Consider the following 19,647-nt stretch of genomic DNA (forward strand, 5'->3'; position numbering starts at 1 on the left):
GTCCCCGACACCGAGATCGAAGGGCCAGTGCCCAGATCGCACCGTGCGAGTGCGATCTGGGCAGCCACCCTTCGATCTCGAGGTGCGCACCGACTCAGGAGCGCGCGAGGTCGCGGCGCTGGAAGGCCGCCCACCCGACGAGGGACAGCGCCAGGGCGACGCAGCCGACGACGGCGAGCCCCGTCCACGTGGCGTCGTCCAGCGACGTGTTGGGCACGTGGTGGTACGGGCTGATCCCGAGCGCCCAGCCGGGCAGCTTGAAGGACGGGCCGAGCAGCGTGAGCCCGAAGCTGAGCAGGACCCCGGCCCAGGACGCGACGGACACCTTCGGCCGCGCCCCGATGACCATGACCGAGACGGCGACGACGGCGAGCGTCGCCGGCACGGTCGCGAGCGCCTGCACGGTGGCGTCACCGACCGTGACGGTGGAGCCGGCGGCGTGGGCGACGATCCCGAGGACGACTCCCGCGAGCACCTGGAGCGTCGCGGCCAGGCCGAGCGCGACGAGCGCCTGGACGGCGTAGTAGCGGCGGCGGGACAGGCCCGTGGCGAGCAGCGGCTCGAGCCGGTCCTCCATCTCCTCGGAGCGCACCCGGAGCATGATCTGCACCCCGGGCACCGACAGGATGATGCCGAGCAGGCTGAGGATCGTCACGAGGAAGGCCGTCGTCAGCTGGTCCTGGCTCGTGGCGCCGGAGGCGAGGACCTTCTGGACGGCCTCGTCGCCGGAGAGGATGTCCGCCACGGAGGCCGTCATGTAGCCGAAGACCGAGCCGAGGAGGACGGCGACCAGCGTCCAGGTGATCGCTGGCGCCCGGTTGAGCCGGGTGACGAGCGCGAGCGCGCTGCGCACGCGCCCGACGGCGGGGCCCCGACCCGGGACGATGACGCCCTGGCCGAAGTCGCGCCGTCCGAGCAGGACGAAGGCCAGCGGGACGAGTACCGCCCACAGGACCACGCCGAGGAGCAGCGGCCACCAGCGGGCGTCGGAGGCGGCGCGCGCCTCCGTCATCCACCCGAGGGGATTGGCCCACACAGTCCAGTCGGGCAGTGTGAGGGAGTAGGAGATGCCGCGCAGCGCGTAGAGCGCGCCGAGGGTCCCGATGGTGATGGTCGAGGCGGTGCGGCGGTCCGGGGCGAGCTCGCCGGCGACGGTGGCCAGTCCCGTCACCATGAGGCCGGTGACGGTCCAGGTGGCGCACATGAGCCACGACGCGGTGGCGCCCCCGCCCGAGAGGACCGTGGCGAGGGCCGGGACGACGCCGCACAGCAGGGAGCCGATGGTGCCCATGATGACGCCGGTGGCGAGGCGCGCGCCGCGGCCCATGACACCGGAGGCGAGCAGCTCCGCCTGCCCGGAGTCCTCTTGCGCGCGGGTGGCGCGGACGACCGCGAGAGCCATGCCGATGCCGGCCAGCAGCCCGCCGAGGCACAGGGTGCGCCAGACGTTGAAGCCGTCAACGGTGGTGAGGACCTCGGCGGGTCCGAAGACGAGACCGATCGCCGGGTTCGAGGACAGGGCTGCGGCGAGCCCCTCCCGGTCCGCCATGGTCGGGAAGACGTGGGGGTAGACGAGGGGGATGGAGGCGCCCAGGAGGCTGAGGAGGACGACCCAGGGTGCCAGGAGGCGCCCGTCGTGCCGCAGTGAGGCCCGCAGGAGAGGACGGGTTCCGGTGAGGGTGCGCACGGCTCAGCGCCCCTGGCTCGTGGCGTCGCCGGCGCTGCGCGCGTAGAGGCTGAGGAAGAACTCCTCGAGGTCCTGCCCGCTGCCGTCCAGGGTGTGGCGGAGCTCGGGCATGGTGGCGTCGTAGATGATCCGGCCGGCGCGGATGACGCTCACCCGGTCGGCGAGGTTCTCGACCTCGCTCATGATGTGGCTCGACAGGAGGACGGAGGCGCCGCGGTCGACCGCCTCGCGGACGAGCTGCTGGAAGACGTCCTCCATGAGGGGGTCGAGGCCGGAGGTCGGCTCGTCGAGGATGAGGAGCTCGGCGTCGGAGGCGAGCGCCGCGACGAGGGCGACCTTCTGACGGTTGCCCTTGGAGTACTGGCGTCCGCGCTTGGTGGGGTCGAGCTCGAGGCGCTCGATGGTCTCCTCACGGCGCCTCTCGTCGAGCCCGCCGCGGAGCTCACCGAGGAGCTCGATGGCCTCACCGCCGGTCATGGAGGGCCACAGGCTGACGTCGCCGGGCACGTAGGCGAGGCGCTTGTGGAGCTCGACGGAGTGCTTCCACGGGTCCTGCCCGAAGAGGCGCATCGTGCCGGAGTCGGCACGGAGGAGCCCCAGCAGGGTGCGGATCGCCGTCGACTTCCCGGCGCCGTTGGGGCCGAGGAAACCGAGGACCTCGCCGCGGCCGAGTCGGAGGTCGAGGCCGTCGAGCGCCCGGAAGGAGCCGAAGGACTTGACGAGGTCCTCGATCTTGATGACCTGCTCGCTGAAGGTCCGGTCGGGGCGCGGGCCGGAGGTCTCCGCGGCCCGCTCAGCGAGGCCGCGGGCCCCGGGAGAGTCCTGGGACTCCGGGGTGCTGATGGCGTGCTTGCCTGACATGGTTCCTCGCTGTGCTCGGAGGGCGGGACGGTTGCCCGGTGACGGAACCAGTAAATCCCCGGCTGAGGAATTCCTCAAGTGGGGATATGCTGTGGTCGTGAGCACGAGCGGAGCGAAGGGGCAGGGCCGGACCGGGCGCCGGCCCGGGGGGTCTGACGCGCGTCAGGACATCCTCGACGCCGCCGTCGAGCTCTTCTCCGAGCGCGGCTACGAGGGCGCCTCCGTCCGGGCCATCGCCACGGCCGCGGACGTCGACCCCGCCCTCGTCCGCCACTACTTCGGTGACAAGTCGTCCCTCTTCGTCGAGTCCGTCATGTCGCGCGCCGGCATCGTCGATCACGTCCTCGCCGAGCTGCGCGACGACGGCGAGCGCCGTGGGGAGCGGCTCGCGCTCGCCTACCTCAGCGCCTGGGAGGACGACGACGTCCGTCCCGCGCTCACCGCCGTCGTCGCCTCGGTCGTCACCTCCGAGGGTGCCCGCATGATCCTGCGTGAGGCGCTGCCCGCAGCCGTCGCCCGGGCCCTCGACCTCACCGCCGACGACGTGAGCCGCATAGGGCTCGTCGGAGCCCAGCTCCTCGGCGTCGCCATGGCGCGCTACGTCGCCGAGATCCCGGTCCTCACCGAGCTGAGCGTCGCCGAGCTCGCGGCGCGGATAGGGCCGGGGCTCGACGTCCTCCTGGGCGAGTGAGAGCGGTGCGTGCCTGGGCGTGGCGCCCGGCCACGAGCCACAGCGCCGCCCCGGCGAGCAGCGCCCACCAGACGTAGCCCGCGCCGACGATCTTCATCCACAGCGGCCAGCTCAGCTCGACGTGGTTCTGGAAGGGGAAGGACCACTGGATCCCGGTGCCCAGGACGACCGCTCCGAGCAGCGTCACGCCGCCCAACCACCACGAGCGCCACCGCCACGAGGCCACCGCGAGCACGAGCAGCGCCGGGGCGCACCAGACCCAGTGGTGGGTCCACGACACCGGGGAGACGAGCAGCCCCGTCATCATCGTGACGACCAGCTGCAGCTCCAGGGCGAGGCTGTCGTCCTGGCCGCGAAGGGCGTCCAGGCGGCGCAGGAGCAGCCAGGCGCCCACGAGCACGGTCGCCGCGCACGCCGCCCACAGTGCCACCCACGTCGACTCCGGCGCCAGGCGCGCGATCGTGCCCTTGAGGCTCTGGTTCCCGGCGAACTCCGCGAAGCCCGTCCGGGAGGTGTCGAACATGGCCGACGTGAAGAAGCGCCAGGACTCTGACGGGCTCGCCAGCCACACGAGCGCCGTCACCCACACCGCCGTCCCCGTCATCATCGCCGCCGCCCGGTACTCGCGGCGCGCCAGCAGCACGAGACCGGAGATCGCGGGTGTCAGCTTGAAGCAGGCCGCCAGCGCCGACAGCGCACCACGCCACCGTGACGGCTCGCGCACGAGGACGAGGTCCACGGCGACGAGCGCCATGAGCACCGCGTTGACCTGCCCCTCGTACAGCGTCTCGCGGTAGGGCTCCAGGAGCAGGCACGCGAGGAGCGCGAGCCACGGCGCGAGGCCGCGCGCCCGGCGGCGCTCCGTCCCGAGACCGCGCAGCAGCGCCCATACGGTGATCGTCGTGCAGGTCGGGGTGAGCGCGGTGAGCACGAGCTGCGTCCCTGTCTCGCCGAGGGCCGTCAGCGGACGCAGCACCCATGCCGCGAAGGGCGGGTAGGTGAAGGGGTACTCCTTGAGGAACGGGAACGCGTACCAGTCGTAGAGGCTCGCGCCCCCCGCCCACGCGTGCACGGCTCCGTAGTACACGGAGGCGTCGAAGTCGGAGACGAGGTGCCCGTCGGAGACGGACCAGATCCAGCACGGGTAGATGAGGCTCAGCCAACCGAGGAGGGCGGTGAGCGGGTGCGAGAGCAGCGTGCCCGCCCGGCCCCGGGCCCGCGCGACCGCCCTGACGGAACGGCGGTGCCGCGTGGGCCTGCGACGCGAGTCGGGGCCCGGGCGACCGGCGGATCGGGCCGCGGCGGCCGCCTCCGGTGCGGACGCCTCCTCCGGCTCCGTGAGGACCGAGGGGGTTGCAGCGGTAGGAGGCACGACGGGCATTGTGGCACCCGGGCTTGTGGGCCCGCTGGGAGCGACTGGACTCCGACCCGTGACCTCCGAGGCGCCGCCGCGCTGCGGGGGCTCTAGCCTGGGGTCCGCACCCGCACCAGGAGGATCCGTGAACGACTGCGTCACCCGTGAGCTCGCGCTCACCGTCCCCGACGACGGCGCCGGCACCCGGCTCACCGCCCTCGTCCACATGCCGCGCGACGTCGCTGCCGGCCGTCGCCGAGCGCCGCTCGCCGTGTGCTGCCACGGCATGGGGGAGTCGGCACTCCGGGTCGCGCCGTTGGCGCGCCGGCTCGGTGAGGCGGGGGCCGTCGTCGTGAGCCCCTCCTTCCGAGGCGGTGGCGCGGACGGTGCCGGTCCGACGACGACGATGAGCGTGCTCACGGAGATGGCTGACGTCGGCGCCGTCCTCGACGCCGCCCGTGCGTGGCCCTTCGTCGACGCCTCGCGCACGGCGCTGTTCGGCCGGAGCCTCGGCGGGCTCGTGGCCGCACTGGCAGCGTCGCGCCGACGCACCGAGATCGCCGCACTGGCCCTGTGGTACCCGGCCCTGGGGTCGCCGGGGGCCCAGCGCTCGCGGTTCCGGACCCGCCAGGCCGTGCCCGCCTCCTACATGATCGAGGTGGATGGTCGCCCCGTCCCGCTGGGTGCGCGGTACGCCCTCGACGTGTGGGACCTCGACGTCGACGCGGAGCTGCGGCGTCTGCGCGTCCCCGTGCTCATCGTGCACGGGGACGCCGACCGAGCCGTCCCGCTCGAGGTCTCCCGTCACGCCCTGCGCGTCCTGCCGGACGCCCGCCTCGAGGTCCTGCCCGGTGCGGGGCACGGCTTCGGCGGCGAGCACTGGGAGAACGCCGTCGGTGCGACGACGGGCTTCCTGTCCTGGGTCGGGGCGCTCGGGGAGTGACCTGCCTCCGCACGCTCTCGCGACCCGTGCCGAGAGCGGGCGGAGGGGCTCGCTGCGAGGTGCTCAGCCGACGAGCATCTGCCAGGCGACGCGCGCGCGGTGCAGGTCGAGCGCCGTGCGCAGGGTCTCGGTGCGGTCCCCGTACATGATCCCGACGAGCTCGGGCGCGGCGGCGTCGGTCGTCTCCGGGAAGAACCCGTGCGAGCGGACGTCGCCGTCGACGTTGACGGTGAGGGCGGTGAGGTGGTCGCGGACGACGTCCTCGGCCTCCTCCCACCACACGCGGTTGAGGTAGGCGGTCGTGTCCTCGCGGTCGTCGAGGTTCCACAGTCGGCGGGCGTGGGAGTCGCGGGCGTCGTCGGCCGGTCGCGGTGACGGGTCGAGCTGCTGCTCGACGGTCGGGACGAGGAGCAGGTCCTCGTCGAGCCGGAGGCTGATGGCCTGGGCGAGGGCTGCGCGGACGCGCGTGGTGAGCTCCTCAGCGATCCATGATCGCGAGGTGGCTGACTGGATGGACATGTTTCATTCTCCTGGCTTGGAATGAGTGAGCCCATGCTCTCCTGCGCGAAGGGACTTATCGGATTCAGGAGCGTATCCATTCGATTGCGGTTGAGTCTCGCGGTATCGGCGCAGGCCGGAGGGTGAATCGCGTCTGTCAAACGTTGTCGCACTGCGATACTGCGGATGAAGGTCGGAGGAGGGGTGAACGTTTCAGGACCGAAAGGCATCGAATCGACATGATGGGGTGCGTGACCGGCACCGATCCCCGCCCAGACGTCGACCCCGCCCTGGCTGGCGGCCTCGACGCTCTCGTCCGCGCCGTCGAGACCGCTGACGCCGTCCTCGCCGAGCGCGACGCCTTCGTCCTCACGACGAACGTCGACCACCGCTTCCGGGCTGCCGGATGGGACGAGCAGCGGCTCTTCTCCACCCAGGGCGACTACGGCCTCCTCCAGTGCTCCGTGCCATGCGCCCAGGTCACCTTCGACGCGCGCCGCTACGTCGAGGCGATGGTGGCAGGACAGGAGGGCACGGACGACGGCCTCCGGGTCCCCGCGGAGACCCTGCCGACCTGCCCGCGCTGCGGCGCCCCGCTCACGACGAACCTGCGCGTCGACGACCGCTTCGTCCAGGAGAGGACTGGTACGCCGCCGCGGAGCGCTACCGCGACTGGGCCGACACGCACCGGACCGGCAGAGTCCTCCACCTCGGGCTCGGCGTCGGCATGAACACCCCCGCCATCATCAAGTACCCGTTCTGGCGCCGGGTCCACGACAACCCAGAGGCGACCTTCGCCAGCGTCGACCCGCAGGCCGTCACGGTCCGTGAGATCGTCGACCGCTCCGTCGTCCTCCGATCGGGATCCGCGCCCGTCCTCGCTGGCCTGCGAGAGCGCCTCGGATCCTGACCCGACGGTGCCCCTTCCGCCCCGGCGGCGGCGGGCTGCCTCCGCCCGGTGCGGTGGGCTCAGAGGCGGGCGCACGGTCGCACGGTCCCGGCGCGGGCACGGGCGGCGTCGGTCAGCCCCGCTCGGGGACGAACCAGGAGCCCACCGCTGCCGAGACGGACAGGACCGAGGCGATCGCCCAGATGAGTCCGTAGCTCCCGGTCGCCGTCGCCGTCACGCCGCCCAGCCACGCCGAGACGAAGGCCTCCACCTGGTGGCAGAGGAAGGCCGCCCCGAACAGCGTGCCGAGGCTCGCCGCCCCGGAGCGCTCCTCGATGATCCCGGAGGTCGGAGGCACCGTTGAGTTCCCGGTGAGGCCCAGCAGGATCGCGAAGCCCACCAGGGTGACCGAGGAGGTCGCCAGGGCGAAGAAGACCGCCACGATGACGGCGCGCGAGCCGTAGGTCGCCACCAGGACGACGCGCATGGGGAGGTGGCCGCACAGCCAGCCCGCGATGACGGGGATCGCCATGAGAGCCGGTGCCGCGAGGACGGACAGCGCCGCCGCGAGCCCGAGCGCCGCGAGCAGCGAGGAGCCCGCCGGCCACCATGAGCGCTCCGGTGACGAGCGCCGTCCGGTCCGAGGTCCGCAGCGCCATCGCCCCGGCGAGGGGCCCCGCGAGTCCCGACGCGAGCTGCGTGACCGCCATGACGAGCCTGATCCGGTCGTAGGACAGGCCCGTCGCCGTGACGAGCGGCTGGACGAGCATCCCGAAGTTCGAGCGCGTCCCCGCACCGAGGCCGTAGACGAGGCAGGCGGCCATCGTCAGTCCGACGAGCGTGCCGCGGGGGAGTGGCAGCGGACGCGCGGCGGGTGAGGGAGTAGCGGGGGAGGTCACGCCGGAAATGTGGCCGGGACGGCACCGGGCCCGCAGGGACGTCCGGGACCCGGAAGCCGCTGGCGTGCGCCCGGCTAGGCTCGAGCCACCCCGCACCACCCGTCCCGTCGTCCCGGAAGAGGCTCCCCGTGCTCGAGCTGCGCGACATCGTCAAGGCCTACCGGACCTCGACCTTCACCCAGACCGCCCTCGACGGCGTCAGCGTCGCCTTCCGCGACAACGAGTTCGTCGCGGTCCTCGGCCAGTCCGGCTCCGGCAAGACCACCATGCTCAATGTCGTCGGCGGCCTCGACCACGTCGACGACGGCGACCTCGTCATCGATGGCGTCTCCACCAAGGACTTCAGGGACCGCGACTGGGACGCCTACCGGAACAACCGCATCGGCTTCGTCTTCCAGTCCTACAACCTCATCCCGCACCAGAGCGTCCTCGCCAACGTCGAGCTCGCCCTCACCCTCTCCGGCGTCTCGCGTGCCGAGCGACGGCAGCGGGCGCTCTCCGCCCTGGAACAGGTGGGACTCGCCGACCACGTCGGCAAGCGCCCCAGCCAGCTCTCCGGCGGCCAGATGCAGCGCGTCGCCATCGCCCGCGCCCTCATCAACGACCCCGAGATCCTCCTCGCCGACGAGCCCACCGGCGCCCTCGACTCCGCGACGAGTGTCCAGGTCATGGACCTCCTGCGCGAGGTCGCCCGCGACCGCCTCGTCATCATGGTCACCCACAACCCCGAGCTCGCCCACGAGTACGCGACCCGCATCGTCGAGCTCGCCGACGGCTCCATCGTCTCCGACACCGACCCCTTCGAGCCGGACGCCGCGCTCGAGCGCCGCGCCAAGGCGGCCCGCCGCACCCGGATGGGGGCGCTCACCGCCCTCGCCCTGTCCTTCAACAACCTCATGACGAAGAAGGGCCGCACGATCATGACCTCCTTCGCGGGGTCGATCGGCATCATCGGGATCGCGCTCATCCTCGCCCTCGCCAACGGCGTCAACGGCTACATCGCCCGCACCGAGGAGGAGACCCTCTCGAGCTACCCGCTCCAGATCGAGCGCCTCGGCATGGACTACACCGCGATCCTGTCCCAGGCGGCGGACAGCTCGAGCGCCTCGGACCTCCCCAGCGGCGCGATCGGCGAGCGTCGCACCCTCAAGGACATGTTCGGCTCGGCGACGACGAACGACCTCGCCCACCTCAAGACCTACCTCGACCACGACGGCGGCGGGATCGACGCCCTCACCAACGCCGTCGAGTACCGCTACGACGTCACCCCGCAGCTCTACCTGCCGCGCGACGCGGGCACGACGGGCCTCGGCGGCGCCCCGACCCAGGTCAACCCCGACTCCGCCTTCTCCTCCTTCGGGGCCCTGTCACGGCAGAGCCAGATGAGCACCTTCAAGCAGCTCGCCTCGGACACCTCGCTCTACCAGGACCAGTACCGGCTCCGTTCCGGGCGCTGGCCGAGTGGTGCGAACGAGCTCGTCGTCGTCCTCACGCCGGACGGTCGCGTCACGGACGCCACCGAGTACGCCCTGGGCCTGCGCGACCACGCCGAGCTCGAGGCGATGATGCAGACCTATGCCTCCGGGCAGGCGTCCGGGTCGCCCCTCGCCTCGAGTGCGTCCACGCCGTCCCCGACCGGGAGCCCGACGACGACGGCAAGTGCGGCACCGAGCGCGACGGCGTCGGCAGGTGCTACCCCTGCCGCGACGTCGACGGCCGCTCCCGCCGAGCGGACCCTCCATGGCAACGACCTCATCGGCCGCACCCTCAAGCTCGTCCCGGCCTACGAGCGCTACCAGCACGACGACGCCCGCGGCGTCTGGGTCGACAAGTCCGACGACGCCTCCTTCATGGGGTCCCTCGTCGACTCCGGTGAGGACGTCCGGGTCGTCGGCGTCATCCAGGCCAAGGACAAGCAGGGATCCCTCAACCCCGGCGTCTACTACACGCCGGCCCTCACGAGCCACCTCATGAAGGTGGCCGACGGCGCCGACATCGTCAAGGACCAGCTCGCCCACCCCGACAAGGACGTCTTCTCCGGCACCTCCTTCGCCGACCTCGCCGCCGGGAAGGGCGCGGACAGCGTCGACCTCTCCAGCCTCTTCACCATCGACTCGTCCAAGCTCAAGAGCGCCTTCTCCATCGACCCGAGCAAGATCGACGCCTCCGCCCTCGACCTGTCCGGGCTCGACCTGAGCGGGATCACGAGCGAGCCCCTCGACCTCTCGCGCCTCGACCTCTCCGCCCTCCAGGACGCCAACCCGCAGATCGACCTCAGCGGCATCGACCTGTCCTCCACGAGCCTGTCCGGCCTCGCCACCCAGTACCCCGAGCTCGCCGACGTCGACTACCCGACCCTCATCAGCACCGCCCTCGCCGACGGCGTCATCAAGGACGGCGCCAGCGGCCGCGTCTCGCAGATGATGACGCAGGTCATCGCCGGCTTCGCCGACTACCAGGCCGAGCACGCCGCGGGCGCGGACGCCTCCGACCCCGCCGACGACCCCGACCTCGCCACCCTCACGGCCGACTACCTCGCCCAGCCCTCCGTCCAGAGGACGATCTCCGACACCCTCGGCTCCGGCGAGGTCATCGACTCGGCGCGGCTCACCGAGAACCTCACCAAGGCGCTTGGCGACGACGCCGCCGTCGCCGACGTCTCCGCCTCCGTGCGCGACCAGCTCGTCACCGCCATCGGCCAGCAGGTCGCCGAGCAGGTCGGCAGCCAGATCACGCAGGCCCTGGCCGCCTCGGTCCAGGCGGCCATGAGCCAGGCGATGACGCAGATGATGACGGCCGTCCAGCAGCAGATCCAGACGCAGGTCCAGGCGGCCATGACCCGCGTGACCGAGCAGATCCCCGCCGCGATGACGGTCGACCAGTCGGCCTTCAAGGACGCCTTCACGCTCGACATGACGCCGACCGAGCTCGCCGAGCTCATGAGCACGCTCGTCACGACCGACACGCCCACCTACGACACGAACCTCTCCGACCTCGGCTGGGCGGACCCCGCGAACCCCTCCGGCGTCGACATCTACCCCAAGGACTTCGAGTCCAAGGACGAGGTCAAGACACTCCTCGCCGACTACAGCTCCGACCAGACGGCCGAGGGGCACAAGGACCGCGCTATCACCTACACCGACGTCGTCAGCACCCTCATGAGCTCGGTGACCCGGATCGTCAACATCATCAGCTGGATGCTCATCGCCTTCGTCGCGATCTCGCTGGTCGTCTCCAGCATCATGATCGCGATCATCACCTACATCTCCGTGCTCGAGAGGAAGAAGGAGATCGGTATCCTGCGCGCCATCGGCGCCTCGAAGCCGGACGTGCGCCACGTCTTCAACGCTGAGACCGTCATCGAGGGGCTCCTCGCCGGCCTCCTCGGCGTCGGCATCACGCTCCTGCTGTGCCTGCCCGTCAACGCGATCGTCAACGACCGCTTCGGCGTCTACCCGATCGCGCAGCTCCCGTGGACGGCCGGCGTCGTGCTCATCCTCATCTCCGTGGCCCTCACCGTGCTGGCCGGGCTCATCCCGTCGGGCAAGGCCGCGCGAGAGGACCCGGTCGAGGCGCTGCGCAGCGAGTGAGCCGCCCTGTCGTCGCGCCTGCGCAGGGCTCGGTCATCGGACGAATCCGCAGGTCGGAAGGCCTGTCGGGGCGGCGCGCAGGGCGGCTAAAATCGGTCGCGACGACCCCGACGCGTCGGCCGAGTCCCGGCGCCGACCCACAGGAGGAAGCGTGGCGGACTTCAAGGCGGCAACGACCAAGAAGGTGGCGATCCTCGTCGCCCCCGGCCTCGAGGAGATCGAGGCCCTCGCTCCCCTCGACGTCCTGTGGCGCGCCGGCGTGCCCACGGACCTCGTCTCGATTACGCGCAGCCGTGAGGTGACCTCGTCCCACAACGTCGTCGTCACCTGCAACCGGACCCTCGACGAGGCGAGCCTCGAGGACTACGACATGCTCGTCCTGCCCGGCGGCATCCCGGGCATGCCCAACCTCAAGGGCGACTCCCGCGTCATCGACGCCGTCTCCGCCCGTGTCAAGGCGGACCGGCCCGTCGCCGCCATCTGCGCCTCGCCGTCCATCCTCGCTGGCGCCGGCCTCATCACCGGACGCCGTGCCACGGCGAACCCCGGCTTCGTCAACGTCCTGGAGGAGAACGACGTCGAGGTGAGCGAGGACGCCGTCGTCGTCGACGGGAACCTCATCACGAGCCGCGGCATGGCCACGGCCACCGACTTCGGCCTCGAGATCGTCCGCCACTACCTCGGCGACGAGGCCGTCGAGGAGGTCAAGAAGAAGATCGTCTATCAGGGCTGAGCCCCGGTCGGGCGGGAGCGCCCGACTGACCGCCCGAGCACGCGACGGCGCCGCGGTCCCCGTGACAGGGGCGCGGCGCCGTCGTCGTTCTCGCCCCATCCGTGGTCGACCCTCTGCTCACCGCTCGACCGTCTGATTCCTGGAAATCAGGCGGTCGACGGGTGCGTTGACGGTCGACCGGTGGGGATCAGGGACTCAGAAGGTGATGGTGTCCGGGTCCGGGTGGTCGCCCTCGATCTCGATGGCGTCGAGCGTCGCCATCTGCGCCGCGTCGAGCTCGAAGTCGAAGAGCTCCGCGTTGGAGGCGATCCGCTCGGGGGTCACCGACTTGGGCAGCACGACGATGTCCTTCTGGAGGAGCCAGCGCAGCGCGACCTGGGCGGGTGTCTTCCCGAGGGAGTCGGCGACCTGGCCGAGGACCTCGTTGTCGAGTACCTTGCCGGAGCCGAGCGGGCTCCAGGCCTCGACGACGAGACCGTTGGCGGCCGCGTAGTCGGCGGCGGCCTTCTGGGCGAAGCCGAGGTGGTACTCGATCTGGTTGACCATGGGCGGGACGTCCCCGTCCTCGATGAGCGCCTGGAGGTGGTGCTCGAGGAAGTTGGAGACGCCGATGGCGCGGGCCTTGCCGGCGCGGTAGACCTCCTCGAGGGCGGACCACAGGATCGCGTTGATCTCGCGCCAGTTGTCGTAACCCTTGGCGTTGGCCGGCCAGTGGATGAGGTAGAGGTCGACGTAGTCGAGGCCGAGCTGGGCGAGGGAGGTCTCGAAGGCGGCGACGGCGGCCTCCTTGAGGCCGGGGAGGTCCTCGGTGGAGGTCTCGGCGTCCTCGATGACGGCGCCGAGGAAGTCCTCCTTCCAGAGCTTCGTCGTGATGAAGAGGTCCTTGCGCGTGAGGCCGTTCTCCTCGAGGGCCTCGGCGATGCCCTTGCCGACGGCCTCCTCGTTGCCGTAGGCGGCGGCGGTGTCGATGTGGCGGTAGCCGTCGCGGATGGCGGCCTTGACGCCCTCGGTGGCCTGGGAGGCGTCGGTGATCTGCCAGGTGCCGTAGCCGACGCCGGGGATCTCGTTGCCGTTGGAGAGTCGGACGGTGTCAGCGATGGAGGTGATCATGAATAAGAATCCTTCCGTTCGCCTTCATTATAGGTGTATCTGGTCCGCTCGGCCCGCTGAGCGTGTTCGCGCTCGGCGCGACGTGCGTTCAGAGCGCGGCGACGACCGCCCGCTCCACGTCCTCCATGGGAACGGTCGGCTCGAAGCGGGCGACGACCTGCCCGTCGCGGCCGATGAGGAACTTCGTGAAGTTCCACTTGATGTCCGGCTTGCTCGCGTAGGCGCGGTCCGACGCCAGCATCATCGCCTTCATCGCGAGAGCCTTGCGCCCTTTGCCGAAGCCCTCGAAGCCACGGGACTCCTTGAGCCACGTGTACAGCGGGGACTCGTCCTCGCCGTTGACCTCGATCTTCGAGAACTGGGGGAAGTCCGTGCCGTAGGTGAGGGTGCAGAACTCGTGGATGTCCTCGTCGGAGCCCGGAGTCTGCCCGTGAAACTGGTTGCAGGGGAAGTCGAGGACCTCGAGGCCCGCGTCGCGGTGCTCGGTGTAGATCCGCTCGAGGTCCTCGTACTGAGGGGTGAAGCCACAGCCGGTGGCCGTGTTGACGACGAGGAGGACCTTGCCGGCGTACTGGGAGAGCTCGACGTCGGCGCCGTCCTGGCCGGTCACCGTGAAGCTGGAGATCGATGTCATGGGAGCCAGGGTGCCGGGCGAAGGTGACCGCAACGGCCTCCGGGGCGGAGACGGGCCTGCATCGTGCGGGGGTGAGTTGGGCGCAGGGCGTCGGGGCCCGATGAGAACCGGCGCGGTCCGAACCCGCAAACGGGTCCGGACGGCGCCGGGGGTGGGCGTGGGGTCATGCCCCGGGGGTACCGTGAACGGGCGGCTCGTCCGCTCAGTCGACCGAGCGCTCGCGACGCCCGCGCGGCACGAGTGCGACGAGGAGCAGGGCGGCTCCCAGGCCCGCGAGGACGACGATCCCGGCGGTGACAGGGTCGATCCGCGCTCCGGCGACGACGGCGACGAGCAGCGCGGCGACGACGAGGAGGACGAGCCCCCACACGATCGCGGGCGGGTTGGGTCCGCTCGGCGCGTCGGTGTCGAGCGGCGCGATCGGGCCGTGCCACACGGCGTCGGTGCCGCCCGGCCCCGTGCGTGGCGCGTTGGACGCCGGCGAGGCGTCGGGGGAGGGCGCGGAGCCCGACGGCGCGGACCAGGCGTCGGTCGCAGTCGTGGGCGAGGCGGTGCCGTCCCCGCCCTCGACGACCGGGAACGGGCGGGTGATGGTGTCGGTGAGGCCGATCGCCTCGACCTCCTCAGGGGTGAGCGCCGTCGTCGGGACGTCGTTGGAGGAGGGGGAGGCGGGCGTCTGTGGGAACTGGGTCGTGGGGGTGTCATCGGTGGTCATGGGAGCTCCTTGCTCAGTGAGGGGGAGTGGTCGATGCGGGCGCGGCCGGCCCGCGCTCAGTGGGTGGCTGACGCTGACGCTGACGCCGACGGGGCTGGGGCGTCGGTCGGGACCGTCGTGGCGGTCGTCCCGCCGCCGGCGGTGATCGCCTCGTCGACGCAGTCGTCGACCTTCGCCCGCTGGCCAGCGGTGAGTGAGCCGAGGTCCGTGTAGGAGGCGTAGAAGCCGTCGTCCGTGGCCGAGTCCGGCAGGACCGTGCTGATGCAGGTCTGGAGCGCGTCGGCGGAGACGGCCCGGTGGGTCATCCCCTCGACGGGAAGCGAGTCCCCGTCGTGGGGCCGGCCCCGCGAGTCCGTCCAGGACCCGACGACCCAGTAGCCGTCGTACTTCGCGCCCTCCCACGTGGCGTGACGCTGCGCCTCGGTGACGTCGATGGCGGCGCCGCCGGTGGTCGCCTCAACGATGACGTCGGGACCAGCCGCAGCGCGCGCCGCGGGCGAGCTCATCACGACGTGCGACCGGAAGGGAGCGCCCGGATAGATCCACGTCCTCGTAAAGGTGGTGCCGTCGGCGTCGTACTCGCTCGAGACCCCGCCGTCGTACACGTCCGATGAGGTCCGGGCCCCCTTGACCGCCCAGCCCGGACCGACGGTCCCGCCTGCGCCGCCCAGCGTGCTGGTGGCGCGAACCTCGACGGACTGGCCCTCTGCGGTGCGCACGTGGAGGCTGCCGACTCCCACGGTGACCGCGATGGTCGTGGTGGTCGGCGAGGCGTCGAGCCCGGTGAGGTCGAGGGTGACGGTGCCCGCGGAGTAGCGGCCCAGGTCGACGGTTCGCGAGCCCGTGCGCTGCCGCGCGCCCTCGAGCTCGCTGGTGGTCGGGCGCAGGACGACGTCGCCGGTCGCGACCGGCGCGTTGACGGTCGACGCGGGCATGAGGGTGCCGACGGCGAGAGCCGGCAGGCCGAGGAGGAGGACGACGGGCCACGCGACCCAGCTCATCCACCCGCCGCGGCGCCCGCGCAGCCCTGAGACGAGGACGCCGAGTCCGAGACCCGCGACGACGGCTCCTGCGGCGAGGAGCCCGGCGCCCACGGGGCCCAGGGCACCGGAGGCCGCCGCGGCTCCGCAGCCGGCGACGGCAAGGAGGACGAGCCCGAGCACGAGGAGGCTCGTGCGGCGTCCCGGGCCGGGGCGCCTCGGACGGCGAGGGCGCGGCGCGGGGGCCGGTGCCGGTACGGCCCATGACTGAGGCGCCGGCCCGCCCGGTGCGACTGGGGTGGGGTAGGCGGGGACCGAACGGGAACCGCTCGTGGGGGTGGTCGTGCCCGACCAGGCCGCTGGTGCGCTGGTTGACGGGGCGGAGGCGGCGGGGGCGGGGCCGGACGGAGCGCCGTGGTCCTCCGTACGGGTGGCGTCCGTGGGGCCGAGGGGCTGCGTGCTCGGCAGCGGACCTGACTGCCACCGGGCGGCAGCGGTGGCCGGTGCGTGCGGCGTCGGCTGCCCCGGCTGAGGCTGCGTCCAGCCGGCCGCCCGCCTGCGCCGCTCACGCGAGCGCCGCACGGCGGCGACGATCCCGTACACGATGAGGACGGTGATCGCGATCGAGCAGAGGGCTCGGATGGCGCTGTAGGTCTGGACGTCGAGGTACCAGACAGGCAGCAGCCCGTGGTCCGTCGAGGACAGGCCGGCGATCGTCGCGATCACCGAACCGGCGAGCCCGGCGGTGAGGTCACCGGTGAGCGCCTGCTGGGCGTGGATCCGACCGTCCTCCTCCTCGGGCAGGAGCGCCCAGCCGAGCCCGTAGAGCAGGAGGCCCAGACCGGTGAAGACGCACAGGACGATCCAGACGCAGCGCACGAGGACCGGGTCGACGCCGAGCCGGCGGGCCACGCCGCCGGCGACGCCGCCGACCCACCTCTCCCGGGTGCGCAGGAGACCGGTGCGGCGCAGCGAGTCGAAGAAGCCGGCGGCCGGCGGACGCGGCGGCTGGCCGGCGGGGCAGTAGCCGTAGGGGGAGGGCTGGGGGTTGCTCATGGCATCCATCGTCGTGGGCGCCGGACGGCGGGAGGATCGGGGGACACCCTGAGCGGCCCCTGGTTCTCGTCCCCGGCGCCCCTGGTTCCACCCTCCGGGCGGTCTCCGACGCCCTCCGCCGTGCCACGATGGCGCCATGACGACGACGGCACCGCCACCCGGACCGCGCCCCGGCGCGCCCGGCCCCGTGGCCTGTGCCCCGGGCGCGCCCGTGCCCGGGAGCCATCCCGCCCACCCGATCGACTTCGCTGCCGGCGTCGGGGCGGCCCCGGCCCAGCCCCCCGCCCCCGTCCTGACCCGACCGCCCCTGCGCCGTCCTCCGTACCGCCCCGCCCCCGTCCCGCCGGCGTGGGCGGTGCGGCCCGGGCGCGACGGCGCCCCCGTCCTCCGGCCGCGGCCCGCGGGACGCGTCCTCGCCGGTGTCTGCGCGGGGCTCGCGGTGCACCTCGACCAGCCCGTCGCACGCGTCCGCCTCCTCATGGTCGCCCTCACGCTCGTCGGGGGCACGGGCGCCCTCCTCTACCTCCTCCTCGCCGTCTCCGTCCCCGCTGGGGACCCGTGGGCGGAGGTCGCGGGTGTCGTCCCGCCGGCCCGGGCTCGCCTCGCCGCCCGCCCCCGGTCAAGCCGCTCGACCTCGGGCCGCCTGTCGACCCTCACCGGAGGCGCCGCCCTCCTCGCCGCCGCGATCCTGCTCCTGGCCTGGCGCGCCGACGCGCTCGCGGGCCTGGCGACGGGCAGCTGGCTCCTCCCTGTCCTCGTCGTCGGCTGCGGGGCGGCCCTCGCCTGGTCCCAGGTCGACGACGTCACCGGCCCCGACCGGGACACCGGCGCGGTGCTGCGTCTCGCGGGCGGCGTCGTGCTCGCGGTCGTCGGCATCCTCCTGTGGGTCGGCGCGGACACCCCGCCGCGCGTCCTCATGACGGGCGCCGCGACGGGTGGTGCCCTCGTACTCGGCGTCGGGCTCGTCCTCGCGCCCTTCTGGCTGCGCACCAACCGGGCCCTCACCGAGACCCGAGCCGCCGAGGCCCGCGAGGCCGAGCGCGCCGACATCGCCGCCCACCTCCACGACTCCGTCCTCCAGACCCTCACCCTCATCCGCAAGCGCGCCGACGAGCCCGAGACCGTCGCCCGGCTCGCGCGCTCCCAGGAGCGCGAGCTGCGAGCGTGGCTCTACACGGACCGTCCCGAGGCCGGTACCTCCGTCGCGGACGCCCTGCGCGACCTCGTCGGCGAGATCGAGGACCGCTACGCCGCGCAGGTCGAGCTGGTGGTCGTCGGGGACCGTGCGCCGGACCGCGAGACCGAGGTCGTCATCGCCGCCGCCCGGGAGGCCCTCTCGAACGCCGTGCGCCACGGCGCCCCGCCCGTCTCCGTCTACGCCGAGATCAGCCCCGAGCGCCTCGAGGTCTTCGTCCGCGACCGCGGACCCGGCTTCGACCCCGCCGCAGTCGCCCACGACCGCCACGGTGTGCGCGAGTCCATTGTCGGTCGGATGCGCCGTCATGGCGGGCTCGGCGCCGTCCGCCGCCTCGAGCACGGCACCGAGGTCCGCCTCGTCCTGCCCGCGCCGGACCTGCCCGCCCGGCCCTCCGGAAACGTCCAGCCGCCCGTCCCGTCCCCGTTCCCCAGCACTCCCGGAGAGACCGCGTGACCGCCCCCGACCCCACCGCCCGTCCGGGCTCCCCGTCCCGGCCCGACGCCACGGGCCCCCGCCTGCGCGTCCTCGTCGTCGACGACCACGCCCTCGTCCGCGCCGGCGTGCGCGCCGAGATCGAGGCCACGGCTCCCGACCTCGAGGTCGTCGCCGAGGCCGACGACGTCGACGGCGCCGTCGCCGCCGTCCACGCCCTGACGCCCGACGTCGTCCTCCTCGACGTTCACCTGCCCGGCGGCACCGGCGGGGGAGGGGCCGAGGTCGTCCGCTCCTGCCACGACGTCCCCGCCACGCGCTTCCTCGCCCTGTCCGTCTCCGACGCCAGCGAGGACGTCGTCGCCGTCATCCGCGCCGGCGCCCGCGGCTACGTCACCAAGGCGATCAGTCCCGAGGACCTCGCCGACGCCGTCCGGCGTGTTGCCGGTGGGGACGCCGCCTTCTCCCCGCGCCTGGCCGGCTTCGTCCTCGACGCCTTCGGCGCCGGTACCGGCGAGGTCGCCGTTGCCGACTCCGAGCTCGACCGCCTCTCCGCCCGGGAGCGGGAGGTCATGCGCCTCATCGCCCGCGGCTGCACCTACAAGGAGTGCGCCGCCGAGCTCTACATCTCCGTCAAGACCGTCGAGACGCACGTCTCCGCCGTCCTGCGTAAGCTTCAGCTCTCCAACCGCAACGAGCTCACGCGCTGGGCCGCCGCGCGCCGGATCGTCTGAGCCCCTGGAGGGCGACGGCAGTGCCCGCACTGACCGGACGCCCACTCGCGTGCGCTCCGCGGGGTGCGCCCCGCCGCGCCGAGGCGCCCGGGCCCGACCGCGGCGAGCGGTCTGTGCGAGGCTGCGCCCGTGGGAACCCTCGGAACCGTCATCGTCGGCCTCGTCATCCTCGTCGGGCTCGGCGGCGCTCTCACCCAGCTCTACCCGGGGCCGCTCGTCGTCCTCGCGGCGGTCGCCGTGTGGGCGGTCGTCACGGGCGGGCCGTGGGGCTGGGGCGTCCTCGCCGTGAGCGCGCTTGCGATCGCCGGCACCGCCGTCGGCAAGTACCTCCTCATGGGACGGCACCTCAAGGGAGCCGGCGTGCCCGGCACCTCGATGCTCGTGGGCGGGATCTTCGGCATCCTCGGCTTCTTCGTCGTCCCCGTCGTGGGCCTGCCGCTCGGCTTCACCCTTGGTGTCTACCTCTGGGAGACCGCCCGCCAGGGCTCCGAGCGCGCGGGGCGCTCCGCCGCCTGGGCGGCTGTCAAGGCGCAGGGGCTCGCGATCCTCCTCGAGCTCGCGGGCTGCCTCGTGGCCACCGCTGCCTGGGGTGCCGGGCTCATCTGGGGCTGACCGGCGGCCCGTCCGCCCCGGGCCGCTCAGC

General features: G+C 72.7%; 18 protein-coding genes. 9 read left to right on the forward strand and 9 right to left on the reverse strand.

Going from position 1 to position 19,647, the window contains the following annotated elements; translation table 11 throughout:
• Positions 1–94 precede the first annotated feature (94 nt).
• Positions 95–1,687, reverse strand: a complete 1,593-nt coding sequence (locus IXW69_RS02025; RefSeq protein WP_194784718.1) for an ABC transporter permease — start codon at positions 1,685–1,687, stop codon at positions 95–97.
• A 3-nt stretch (positions 1,688–1,690) separates the two neighbouring features.
• A complete protein-coding gene (locus IXW69_RS02030; RefSeq protein WP_194784719.1) occupies positions 1,691–2,548 on the reverse strand; it encodes an ABC transporter ATP-binding protein in 858 nt (285 codons plus the stop codon).
• A 97-nt stretch (positions 2,549–2,645) separates the two neighbouring features.
• On the opposite strand from IXW69_RS02030, the gene IXW69_RS02035 reads away from it, so the two are divergent.
• A complete protein-coding gene (locus IXW69_RS02035; RefSeq protein WP_194784720.1) occupies positions 2,646–3,239 on the forward strand; it encodes a TetR/AcrR family transcriptional regulator in 594 nt (197 codons plus the stop codon).
• On the opposite strand, the gene IXW69_RS02040 is transcribed toward IXW69_RS02035, so the two are convergent.
• Complete coding sequence (locus IXW69_RS02040; RefSeq protein WP_323745118.1) at positions 3,169–4,611, reverse strand: glycosyltransferase 87 family protein; 1,443 nt, start codon at positions 4,609–4,611, stop codon at positions 3,169–3,171. The genes IXW69_RS02035 and IXW69_RS02040 overlap by 71 nt on opposite strands.
• Before the next feature lie 127 nt (positions 4,612–4,738).
• On the opposite strand from IXW69_RS02040, the gene IXW69_RS02045 reads away from it, so the two are divergent.
• On the forward strand, positions 4,739–5,536 hold the full coding sequence (locus IXW69_RS02045) for an alpha/beta hydrolase family protein (protein WP_323745119.1): 798 nt from the start codon (positions 4,739–4,741) through the stop codon (positions 5,534–5,536).
• A gap of 63 nt (positions 5,537–5,599) precedes the next feature.
• Here the strand turns inward: IXW69_RS02045 and IXW69_RS02050 are convergent, their stop codons facing one another.
• Positions 5,600–6,055: a hypothetical protein gene (locus IXW69_RS02050; protein WP_194784722.1), complete on the reverse strand. Its 456-nt coding sequence runs from the start codon at positions 6,053–6,055 to the stop codon at positions 5,600–5,602.
• Between the two features lie 230 nt (positions 6,056–6,285).
• On the opposite strand from IXW69_RS02050, the gene IXW69_RS02055 reads away from it, so the two are divergent.
• Positions 6,286–6,765, forward strand: a complete 480-nt coding sequence (locus tag IXW69_RS02055; protein ID WP_194784723.1) for an SIR2 family NAD-dependent protein deacylase — start codon at positions 6,286–6,288, stop codon at positions 6,763–6,765.
• On the forward strand, positions 6,762–6,944 hold the full coding sequence (locus tag IXW69_RS02060; RefSeq protein WP_194784724.1) for a hypothetical protein: 183 nt from the start codon (positions 6,762–6,764) through the stop codon (positions 6,942–6,944). Before IXW69_RS02055 ends, IXW69_RS02060 begins: the two co-directional genes overlap by 4 nt.
• Positions 6,945–7,056: 112 nt before the next feature.
• Here IXW69_RS02060 and IXW69_RS02065 read toward each other — a convergent pair whose 3' ends face one another.
• Positions 7,057–7,455 (reverse strand): MFS transporter, encoded by a 399-nt coding sequence (locus IXW69_RS02065; RefSeq protein ID WP_194784725.1) that lies wholly within the window; start codon positions 7,453–7,455, stop codon positions 7,057–7,059.
• A 495-nt stretch (positions 7,456–7,950) separates the two neighbouring features.
• Here IXW69_RS02065 and IXW69_RS02070 point away from each other — a divergent pair, with 495 nt between their 5' ends.
• Positions 7,951–11,412, forward strand: coding sequence for an ABC transporter ATP-binding protein/permease (locus tag IXW69_RS02070; RefSeq protein ID WP_194784726.1), 3,462 nt, complete (start codon positions 7,951–7,953; stop codon positions 11,410–11,412).
• 151 nt (positions 11,413–11,563) lie between these two features.
• Positions 11,564–12,145, forward strand: a complete 582-nt coding sequence (locus IXW69_RS02075; RefSeq protein WP_194784727.1) for a DJ-1 family glyoxalase III — start codon at positions 11,564–11,566, stop codon at positions 12,143–12,145.
• Between the two features lie 195 nt (positions 12,146–12,340).
• Here IXW69_RS02075 and IXW69_RS02080 read toward each other — a convergent pair whose 3' ends face one another.
• The 4 genes from IXW69_RS02080 to IXW69_RS02095 form a co-directional block, all read right to left on the reverse strand.
• On the reverse strand, positions 12,341–13,255 hold the full coding sequence (locus IXW69_RS02080) for an aldo/keto reductase (protein ID WP_194784728.1): 915 nt from the start codon (positions 13,253–13,255) through the stop codon (positions 12,341–12,343).
• An 88-nt stretch (positions 13,256–13,343) separates the two neighbouring features.
• Positions 13,344–13,889, reverse strand: a complete 546-nt coding sequence (locus IXW69_RS02085; protein ID WP_194784729.1) for a glutathione peroxidase — start codon at positions 13,887–13,889, stop codon at positions 13,344–13,346.
• 202 nt (positions 13,890–14,091) lie between these two features.
• Positions 14,092–14,604: a hypothetical protein gene (locus IXW69_RS02090; protein ID WP_194784730.1), complete on the reverse strand. Its 513-nt coding sequence runs from the start codon at positions 14,602–14,604 to the stop codon at positions 14,092–14,094.
• A 56-nt stretch (positions 14,605–14,660) separates the two neighbouring features.
• Entirely contained in the window at positions 14,661–16,640 is a 1,980-nt protein-coding gene (locus IXW69_RS02095; RefSeq protein ID WP_194784731.1) for a PspC domain-containing protein, read from the reverse strand.
• A 136-nt stretch (positions 16,641–16,776) separates the two neighbouring features.
• Between IXW69_RS02095 and IXW69_RS02100 the strand changes: the two genes are divergently transcribed.
• The 3 genes from IXW69_RS02100 (at position 16,777) to IXW69_RS02110 (ending at position 19,616) form a co-directional block, all read left to right on the forward strand.
• Positions 16,777–18,291 (forward strand): ATP-binding protein, encoded by a 1,515-nt coding sequence (locus tag IXW69_RS02100; RefSeq protein ID WP_194784732.1) that lies wholly within the window; start codon positions 16,777–16,779, stop codon positions 18,289–18,291.
• 62 nt (positions 18,292–18,353) lie between these two features.
• Positions 18,354–19,004 carry a response regulator gene (locus tag IXW69_RS02105; RefSeq protein ID WP_194784798.1) on the forward strand — a complete coding sequence of 217 codons (651 nt, stop codon included), beginning with the start codon at positions 18,354–18,356 and terminating at the stop codon, positions 19,002–19,004.
• Between the two features lie 129 nt (positions 19,005–19,133).
• Positions 19,134–19,616, forward strand: coding sequence for a DUF456 domain-containing protein (locus IXW69_RS02110; RefSeq protein ID WP_194784733.1), 483 nt, complete (start codon positions 19,134–19,136; stop codon positions 19,614–19,616).
• The last annotated feature ends 31 nt before the right edge of the window (positions 19,617–19,647 follow it).

This window comes from Actinomyces haliotis (genome assembly GCF_015355765.1).
Lineage (GTDB): Bacteria > Actinomycetota > Actinomycetes > Actinomycetales > Actinomycetaceae > Actinomyces > Actinomyces haliotis.

Excerpts from the sequence above, each read along its gene's own strand:
- IXW69_RS02090 (WP_194784730.1), bottom strand. The coding sequence starts at position 14,604 with ATGACCACCGATGACACCCCCACGACCCAGTTCCCACAGACGCCCGCC.
- IXW69_RS02030 (WP_194784719.1), bottom strand. The coding sequence starts at position 2,548 with ATGTCAGGCAAGCACGCCATCAGCACCCCGGAGTCCCAGGACTCTCCC.
- IXW69_RS02060 (WP_194784724.1), top strand. The coding sequence starts at position 6,762 with ATGAACACCCCCGCCATCATCAAGTACCCGTTCTGGCGCCGGGTCCAC.
- IXW69_RS02100 (WP_194784732.1), top strand. The coding sequence starts at position 16,777 with ATGACGACGACGGCACCGCCACCCGGACCGCGCCCCGGCGCGCCCGGC.
- IXW69_RS02050 (WP_194784722.1), bottom strand. The coding sequence starts at position 6,055 with ATGTCCATCCAGTCAGCCACCTCGCGATCATGGATCGCTGAGGAGCTC.
- IXW69_RS02095 (WP_194784731.1), bottom strand. The coding sequence starts at position 16,640 with ATGAGCAACCCCCAGCCCTCCCCCTACGGCTACTGCCCCGCCGGCCAG.
- IXW69_RS02080 (WP_194784728.1), bottom strand. The coding sequence starts at position 13,255 with ATGATCACCTCCATCGCTGACACCGTCCGACTCTCCAACGGCAACGAG.
- IXW69_RS02085 (WP_194784729.1), bottom strand. The coding sequence starts at position 13,889 with ATGACATCGATCTCCAGCTTCACGGTGACCGGCCAGGACGGCGCCGAC.
- IXW69_RS02065 (WP_194784725.1), bottom strand. The coding sequence starts at position 7,455 with ATGGCGATCCCCGTCATCGCGGGCTGGCTGTGCGGCCACCTCCCCATG.